The organism is Pseudoalteromonas sp. NZS37 (assembly GCF_015864265.1).
GTDB lineage: Bacteria > Pseudomonadota > Gammaproteobacteria > Enterobacterales > Alteromonadaceae > Pseudoalteromonas > Pseudoalteromonas arctica.
In genome coordinates this window covers 65,750-73,355 of the sequence record NZ_JADYXL010000014.1, presented here as the reverse complement: position 1 = coordinate 73,355, position 7,606 = coordinate 65,750, and the positions used below count along the sequence as shown (strand labels likewise).

Here is a 7,606-nt window from a genome sequence, read left to right as displayed (position 1 = left end):
GTTTTGGACCCACCTGATCCCATGCCGAACTCAGTAGTGAAACGAAACAGCGCCGATGATAGTGTAGCATTTGCTATGTGAAAGTAGGACATTACCAGGCTTCAAATTGTAGAAAGCCCGATTCGAAAGAGTCGGGCTTTTTTACGTCTGCAGAAAAGTAAAATACACGCAATTAATACCAACCTGCATAAATCTTTGATCAATTTAACGAATTAAATTGCACTATAACGTCCTTAAAAATTTTTTATTTAGAACAACTAGATATAAAAATTTTTGCCTAGTTCTAGCGAAATTTTCTTAACGTTAAATAGACCCCATATATAAGCAGATTGGTATAACACTCACATCAACACCCATCACGTAGGGTGACCGCAGCGATTCCTGACGCTAAAATCACTGTAAGTACCCCCTTATAACGCTTAAACTTCAATTCTAACCTTACGATATAGCTTAATATTTTCACTAAATTCTCAATAAATCAGACCCTGATTACAGAGTCCCACGTTTCTTCTCATTTTGTTGCAATTTCATTCTTGGTTTAATAAGTGACCTGTGTAAAACTACCTGAGTTAATTTAGTAAATCAGGTGACATGAATGTCGAATATTAAAGCTTGGAAACTTATAAGCCTGTTTTGTTTGTTCGCAGTGCTTATGGGTTGTCAATCGAAAGAAGAGCAGCTGCAACAAACAATTCAAGAGTCTATTAAAAAGGTAGATACGGAGCTGTCTCAGCTTGGTACTGCACTCGATAATGGAAGTGTACGTAATGCTGTGTTACTTAAAGAATATGGCGAGCTTCTTAAAAAACAACAACCAGAGCTTACAAAAGTTGTTGATGTAATTACCCTTGATGCAACGCGCCAAGGCGCACTTTATAGTGGCTTAACACAGCGACTTAAAGATATTAAAGGAACTTACTTAATTCCTCCTTACGAAGATACGTTACATAGCATTGATTTGTTGCGTGATGCATCTAAACCTACGCTATTTTCTGATGCGTTAACCGATCCTATTAATATGCTAGCTGATATGTCCAAAGGCACTTTAGCGCGTGTAGGCGCAATTAGTAAGCAAGCTGAAGGTGAGGGTGTTGGTAACCAAATGGTAGGTAACCCTAACTATGGTAACTGGCAATCAAATAGTAACGGTATTAGCTTTTGGCAATGGTACGGAATGTACCGTATTTTAGGTGATGTATTTGATCGTGTTGAATATGGAAGCTGGAGTAAGCGCCGAAAGTATAGCTATTACAATGACTATGGCCGCTCGCGTTATTCAAGCCCTAAACAAATTAAAACCCAAAGCGCTTTAGAAACACGCACGCGCCAAACATACCAACGCCAAGGTAAGCAGTTTACAAGCCCTTATGCGAGTAAAAAAACAGGTGCATCAGGTTTAAGCCGTAGTAGTTATACGCCAGCAAAAAGCCGCAGTAGTTATTCTCGTTCGAGCAGTTATAGCAATAGCTCAGGATCGGTGCGTGATAGCGGTAGCAGAACCTCTCGTGGCGTGAGCCGTGGTAAGTAAAAGAATAAAGTTGGAGTTAGAATAATATGTATGAATTTAATGGAATAACTATGTGGTCACTGCAAGCGCTGGCGATTGATTTTGCAATTATTGTTTTATTATTTGTAAGCCTTAAATATATAAAAGGCTGGGTTTCAAACTTACATGCAAATGATGAAATAACAGAGCGTGATAACTTTGCTTTTGGTATTAGCTTTGCCGCTGGCTTAGTGGCACTGGCGATTGTATTAACGGGTGTAAGTAGCGGCGCTTTTGCTGCAACACTGCAACAAGAAGCACTACAAATGTTAGCTTATGGCGCATTAGCAATTGTACTGATTAAGTTGGGTCACTTTTTTCAAGATAAAGTAGCTCTTCGTAAAGTAAGCCTGCACGACGAAATCGTTAAAGGTAACGTTACGGCTTCAATAATTGATTTTGGTCATGTTGTCAGTGTTGCTATCGTTATTCGCTCAGCTCTTTTATGGGTAGCTACTGACGGTTGGCATGGTCTTCCAATTGTAATTGCCGCCTTTATTATAGGTAGTGTTGTATTACTACTTGTTAGCCAATACCGAGTGCAGTTATTTAAACGTACAAATAAAAGTGGCGACTGCCTACAACAAGCAATTGTTGATGGTAACTTAGCTGTGGGTATTCGTTACGCTGGATTTTTAGTCGGTAGTGCATTAGCTATTACAGCAGCAACGGGTGTTGCACCTTACGCGGCTGATAATATTAATGCGAGTTTACTATACTGGGCTATTAGCGCAGTAGTGAGCCTTGTTGCATTTATTATTTTGCACTTAGTGACAATTAAAATAATTTTATCTGGTTGCGATATTTCAGATGAAGTTAATCGTCAAAAAAATGTAGGTGTAGCTACTATTTCTGCAGCAGTATCATTTGCTGTAGGTATCACTATGGCAACATTACTAGGCGCATAATCAGTGTCATCAACCAACACTCCCCCAAGTAAGTCTCGCTTACTTGGGCACGATATACTACTTATTACTGTTATGGCCGTGCTTGCTGGGTGCGGCCTTATTTATGAATACTTACTGTCTCATTATGCGGGCCGTGTACTTGGCTCGGTAGAGAGCGCTATTTACGCCATGATCGGTACTATGATTGTAGCAATGGGCTTAGGCGCTTTTTTAGCGCGTTGGTTTAAAGATGCATTTACCGCTTTTGCTTGGCTAGAAAGCATTATTGCTTTGGTTGGCATGGGCTGCATTTTAGCGATAGCGGGTGTAATAGCAGTTAGTTATTCTCTTCCTCATTTATTTTCGAGCATTTTTAATTTACCCCCTGATGTTGTACTTAATGGTTACGTATTTCAAAAGCTACAAGAGTGGTCACGTTTTCTACCTTATGTTTTTGGTTTAATACTGGGCTTATTTATTGGTATGGAAATACCGCTTATAGCGCGCATTCGTCAGCACGTTTATGGCCGTTTTTTAGAAAACAACGCAGGGACTATTTATGGTGCCGATTATATCGGTGCTGGTATTGGTGCAGCCATTTGGGTAAGTATCATGCTCTCAATGCCTATAATGCAAGCTGCAGCGTGGACGGCGTTATTTAATATCATCGCAGGACTCGCGTTTTTATGGCGCTACCATACCCATGTGCGCTTTGCTAAGGCACTTTTAGTTTGCCATATAGCATTACTGGCATTATTTGGCTTTATTTTAGTATTTGGCAGTAGCTGGATGAACAATCTAAGTAATGTTTTATACAAAGATAAAGTAATTTATTCGCAAGCAACTAAATACCAACACGTAGTTTTAACCGAAAGATTAAGCAAAAACCAACCTCAGCCAATTACCGATTTATATTTAAATGGGCGTCTACAGTTCTCAAGTATTGATGAGCAAATATATCATTCAATGCTGGTTTACCCTGCAATGCTTGCCTCTAACAGACACGACCGTGTATTAATAATTGGTGGTGGTGACGGGCTTGCACTTAGAGATGTTTTAAAGTGGCCTGTGAGTGAAGTAACGCTAATAGATTTAGACGCGCAACTACTCAATTTATTTGGTCATAAAGACGGTGACTTTACGCCGCCAGAGCACATCAATAAGCGATTACTACAACTAAACAATAAATCGATGCATGACTCGCGAGCCAACATAATTGTGGGTGATGCATTTTTAGAAGTTGAAAAGCTACTTGACCAATCTAAGCAGTTCGACACCATTTTAATTGATTTACCTGACCCTAATCATCCTGATCTAAATAAAATGTACAGTGACTACTTTTATAATCATGTACGGCAGTTATTAGCACCGGATGGCGCAATGGCGGTTCAATCAACCTCACCTTATCACGCTAAAAAAGCGTTTTTAAGCATTGCAAAAACAGTTAAAGCGGCTGGATTTGAGTATGTTGAGCAGTATCAGCAAAACATACCTTCTTTTGGGCAGTGGGGCTGGACTATAGCGACTAAAATGGGGCAGTCGGCCAGTGGTCGTATTAATGATACGACGGCTATGCCTGTGCCATCAAGGTGGATTAGTAAAGAATATTTATTGGCAAGTTTTGTATTTCCTAACCACTACTTTGAACAAGTTAAAAGTATTGAGGTCAATAGGTTAGGGTCTGGTCAGTTGTATGATTACTACCGAACTGCATGGCAAATAGAAAGCGAATTGTATAAAAACTAATAAAACATGGTTGACATAATATGTCGACCATGAGAATCTTAACTCAGACATAATATGTCAAACGACAAAAGGCAGAGACATGGAATTAAATGAACTTTCAATAAAATTAGCTTCTTTTGAAACTGAAGGCGCTAACTTTGAGTCTTTCTTGATTGCCAACCCAGGCGAGCAAGATGTTTTACAAGTCATTGTTGATGGAAATGATGAGCTTCCAATTTTTGTTACGCAAACGCAAGAGCAGTTATTATGTATTAGCTACTTGTTTGACGAAGATGAAGTTAAAAGTGAATTACGCAACGAGTTAAACGAAACATTACTACGTTTAAACGTGCCAATTCCACTGAGTGCATTTGCTAAAATCGATAACAAATACGCGATTTTTGGTGCACTGTCGGTAAATTCATCATTGGATGACGTTACCCACGAACTAGTGACATTAGCCGATAACGCTATCGATGCACTAGAAGCCGTGACCTTGTATTTAAACGATTAATAGCTAGTTAGTGGAGTTAAGATTATGAGTATTTTAAAAAAATTATTTACAGCAGTACGTGGCGGCGCTCGTGAAGCAGGCGAAGCAATTGTAGACAAAAATGGCATCCGTATTTTTGAGCAAGAAATTGCAGACGCGCAAAATGCACTTCACCGTGCTAAAAAAAGCCTTACTGAAGTAATGGCCAAAGAAATGCAAACTAAGCGTAAAATTAGCGCTGTAGATGCATCAATCGCTGAACATGAAGCGTATGCAGGCCAAGCTCTTGAAAAGGGCAACGAAGCGTTAGCATTAGAAATTGCAGAAAAAATTGGTGACTTTGAAGCTGAAAAAGCGGAAAACGAGCAAGTATTGTCTGGCTTTAGCAATCACATTGTTGCGCTTAAGCAGCAAGTTAAAGATGCTGAAAAATCGATTAAAGAAAATCAGCGTCAGCTTACAATGGTTAAAACCACTGAAAGCGTACAGCAAGCAACAATGGCTGTTAATAGCACGCTTAATACAAACAGCTCGTCTATGACATCGGCTCGTCAATCGCTTGAACGCATTAAACAGCGCCAACAAGATCGAAGTGACCAGCTTGGTGCTGCAAAGCAACTTGAGTCAGACGTAAATGGCGATGACTTAAAAGCAAAAATGGCTGAAGCAGGCATTGGCGACACAAGTCCAAAAAGCGCTGATATTTTAGCTCGCATCAAAGCGAAGCAAAATAGCTAACTATTACGTTTATACTTTAAAAAGGTAACCGAGTTTTTCTCAGTTACCTTTTTTGCTTAGAAGGCAGCCTTCCTATGTTTAATTTTTTCAAATCTAAAAAAGAGCCAGAACGTCAACTTAATCATCCGAGCGATCTTAAAAAAGGCGACATGTTTAGCGTTATTGATTCATTTGCCTATCCTGCATGGTTAAAGGGTGAAACGTTACGTGTTACTGATATTCAGACTTACCAATATCAGCACAGTAGCGATACTGAATTTGTACTTGAGACAAATAGCGGCCAAGTTGTATTTTTACAAATTGAGCAAGATGATGGCGAAGAGTGGGCTAACTTTTCTATTAAAATTCAGCGAAACGAAGTTGAAGAGATATTTAGCCTTGATGAGTTTGCGCGTATTTTTGATGAAGAGTCGTTAACCCACATTACAGTGCAAAATACACCAGAGCGCTTTATGCAGTTTTTAGCTAAAAGCTACCAACAAAGCGAGTCGCCTTATGTGTGTTATTTCCATAATAAAGATTACCGCAACCAAACTTTGCCTCGCTATGAGCAAGAAGGTGGTGAGCCATGTGAAATGATTTGCTTAGCGTCAGATAATGAAGGCTTTGGTTTAAATATCGAAATTTGGGATGGCGGCGAAACCGAAGTATCGCTAACGCTCATGCGTCCAATGTCAGACATTGTAGACTTGTTTCCCGGAGATGCTAAGTGAGTGATGCTAAAGATAAGTGGTTACGTCAGGAACAAGCTGTACGTGCCACACAAATGGCATTCGATCTAAGCAGCGAAGTTCAAAAGCTGATAAAAAAGCAGGCAATTGATCAAGAGCTAACGCCGTCAGATATGATCCGAAAAATACTTGGCTTAGACGTAAAGTCTAAAAAAACGCGTCAACGTTTATCGTTTAACTTAAATGATGATGAAATAGCGCAACTAGCCAGTCGCTTTGATGTACAAAGCGATGATAAGCGAGCCGTAAAGCAACAAGTAGCTGATTTATTAATAGCTCACACTAAAAATAAAAAAGTGAAATAATTTAATTAGGTTTTTATGAATATTATTTTAATTGCTTACTTAATTATTTTTGCGTTGTTTGGTACTGCGGCGAGTTATTTTGTACGTTTTATTTATGCATATTGGGTGCTTAAAACAATGCCCATGAAATACATTATTAAAGCGGGTATTTGCGTGGTACTGGTGGTAGTAATTTCAGCGTTAATTCCGTATTTAAGTTAACGCTGAAATTAGCTTATACGCGGCCGTTTTTATTTTATATCAAACGACTGGCATTGGTGGTTAATACACAGCGATTGCACTTCAAGTACAGGAGAACAATCAGTTAAGCCTTGTGCTTTATTTTGTATGTTTTCTTGTTTTGTTATTTGTTGAGCAAGCTGTTCTGCTTCTTCTTGAGATGTGTTTAGCGTTGAATAAACAGCATATTTACTCGGTCCGCCGCATGCGCGGGCGCCCACTTCAAGTACTTTGCACTGAAAGCTTGCAGTGCAGCTGTTATTACTCACCATGTTATTCAGATCATAGTTTAAGTCAGATAAGTTTTTACTTTGCTCATTTGACGTCACAGTACTAGCACAACCACTTAGTAATAAAATGCTGCTAGCAATGCTTAAAATTGATAGTTTAATTGCCGATGGTAAACAACTCATAACGTTATCCTTAAAATGCACTTACCGCTGAGCCTTCAAGTTTAACACATTTATTTTCAACACACTGCGTGCTTGGCGTTGTTAAATGCTGACAAATGCTCATCATCCCTTTTTGTGAATTATAACTACTTTCAAGCTTAGTAATTTTGTCGCTAAGGGCTGCTACTTGTTCCTCAGATGCTGCGTTTGTTGAGTACACAACAAAGCTGCTTGGCCCACCACATGCGCGACTGCCTACTGCATTTACTCTACATTGGGTGCTGGTATCACATTGCTTATCTGTAATTAGCGTATTTAATTCGGTTTTAGCTGTTTTTATATCGTCTATTGAAACGTTTTTTAAATCAGCTTTTGGTATTTTTTCAGCAACTACGTTCTTTTTAGTATTTTCTTGTAATTGAGTGTTTTCTTTTAGCTTTTGTGGCTCTTGCTTTGGTGCTTCAGCTTCTGAGGTGATTGTTACTTGCTGCGTTTCAGTGGGTGCTTTATCTAAGCATGCAGTTAAACACAGTGGTAAAAGTATGGCTAACAATGGGGTACGCATAACAA

The 7,606-nt window shown here is 39.1% G+C and carries 10 protein-coding genes and 1 rRNA gene; 9 read left to right on the top strand and 2 right to left on the bottom strand.

Annotated features, from left to right (window positions below):
* The 9 genes from rrf to I6F47_RS19020 form a co-directional block, all read left to right on the top strand.
* Nucleotides 1-100: ribosomal RNA gene (rrf, locus tag I6F47_RS19060) — 5S ribosomal RNA — on the top strand; the annotation flags it as partial.
* A gap of 495 nt (nt 101-595) precedes the next feature.
* A complete protein-coding gene (locus tag I6F47_RS19055) occupies nt 596-1,528 on the top strand; it encodes a hypothetical protein (RefSeq protein WP_007579759.1) in 933 nt (310 codons plus the stop codon).
* A gap of 26 nt (nt 1,529-1,554) precedes the next feature.
* Nucleotides 1,555-2,454, top strand: a complete 900-nt coding sequence (locus tag I6F47_RS19050) for a DUF350 domain-containing protein (protein WP_024589503.1) — start codon at nt 1,555-1,557, stop codon at nt 2,452-2,454.
* A 3-nt stretch (nt 2,455-2,457) separates the two neighbouring features.
* Nucleotides 2,458-4,179 carry a polyamine aminopropyltransferase gene (locus I6F47_RS19045; RefSeq protein WP_197184372.1) on the top strand — a complete coding sequence of 574 codons (1,722 nt, stop codon included), beginning with the start codon at nt 2,458-2,460 and terminating at the stop codon, nt 4,177-4,179.
* A gap of 79 nt (nt 4,180-4,258) precedes the next feature.
* Entirely contained in the window at nt 4,259-4,672 is a 414-nt protein-coding gene (locus I6F47_RS19040) for a YjfI family protein (RefSeq protein WP_004335098.1), read from the top strand.
* Nucleotides 4,673-4,696: 24 nt separating this feature from the next.
* Nucleotides 4,697-5,389 (top strand): PspA/IM30 family protein, encoded by a 693-nt coding sequence (locus I6F47_RS19035; RefSeq protein ID WP_004335088.1) that lies wholly within the window; start codon nt 4,697-4,699, stop codon nt 5,387-5,389.
* A 74-nt stretch (nt 5,390-5,463) separates the two neighbouring features.
* A complete protein-coding gene (locus I6F47_RS19030) occupies nt 5,464-6,102 on the top strand; it encodes a DUF4178 domain-containing protein (protein WP_024592232.1) in 639 nt (212 codons plus the stop codon).
* Nucleotides 6,099-6,425 (top strand): hypothetical protein, encoded by a 327-nt coding sequence (locus I6F47_RS19025; RefSeq protein ID WP_010554828.1) that lies wholly within the window; start codon nt 6,099-6,101, stop codon nt 6,423-6,425. Before I6F47_RS19030 ends, I6F47_RS19025 begins: the two co-directional genes overlap by 4 nt.
* A 15-nt stretch (nt 6,426-6,440) precedes the next feature.
* Nucleotides 6,441-6,626 (top strand): hypothetical protein, encoded by a 186-nt coding sequence (locus I6F47_RS19020; RefSeq protein WP_007579770.1) that lies wholly within the window; start codon nt 6,441-6,443, stop codon nt 6,624-6,626.
* Nucleotides 6,627-6,655: 29 nt separating this feature from the next.
* On the opposite strand, the gene I6F47_RS19015 is transcribed toward I6F47_RS19020, so the two are convergent.
* Both I6F47_RS19015 and I6F47_RS19010 read right to left on the bottom strand, forming a co-directional pair.
* Nucleotides 6,656-7,057, bottom strand: a complete 402-nt coding sequence (locus I6F47_RS19015) for a hypothetical protein (protein WP_024589501.1) — start codon at nt 7,055-7,057, stop codon at nt 6,656-6,658.
* A gap of 10 nt (nt 7,058-7,067) precedes the next feature.
* Complete coding sequence (locus tag I6F47_RS19010; protein WP_121955018.1) at nt 7,068-7,601, bottom strand: hypothetical protein; 534 nt, start codon at nt 7,599-7,601, stop codon at nt 7,068-7,070.
* Nucleotides 7,602-7,606: the final 5 nt, after the last annotated feature.

Coding starts and splice junctions, on each gene's coding strand:
- I6F47_RS19035 (WP_004335088.1), top strand. CDS start 4,697: ATGAGTATTTTAAAAAAATTATTTACAGCAGTACGTGGCGGCGCTCGT.
- I6F47_RS19030 (WP_024592232.1), top strand. CDS start 5,464: ATGTTTAATTTTTTCAAATCTAAAAAAGAGCCAGAACGTCAACTTAAT.
- I6F47_RS19050 (WP_024589503.1), top strand. CDS start 1,555: ATGTATGAATTTAATGGAATAACTATGTGGTCACTGCAAGCGCTGGCG.
- I6F47_RS19040 (WP_004335098.1), top strand. CDS start 4,259: ATGGAATTAAATGAACTTTCAATAAAATTAGCTTCTTTTGAAACTGAA.
- I6F47_RS19020 (WP_007579770.1), top strand. CDS start 6,441: ATGAATATTATTTTAATTGCTTACTTAATTATTTTTGCGTTGTTTGGT.
- I6F47_RS19010 (WP_121955018.1), bottom strand. CDS start 7,601: ATGCGTACCCCATTGTTAGCCATACTTTTACCACTGTGTTTAACTGCA.
- I6F47_RS19055 (WP_007579759.1), top strand. CDS start 596: ATGTCGAATATTAAAGCTTGGAAACTTATAAGCCTGTTTTGTTTGTTC.
- I6F47_RS19015 (WP_024589501.1), bottom strand. CDS start 7,057: ATGAGTTGTTTACCATCGGCAATTAAACTATCAATTTTAAGCATTGCT.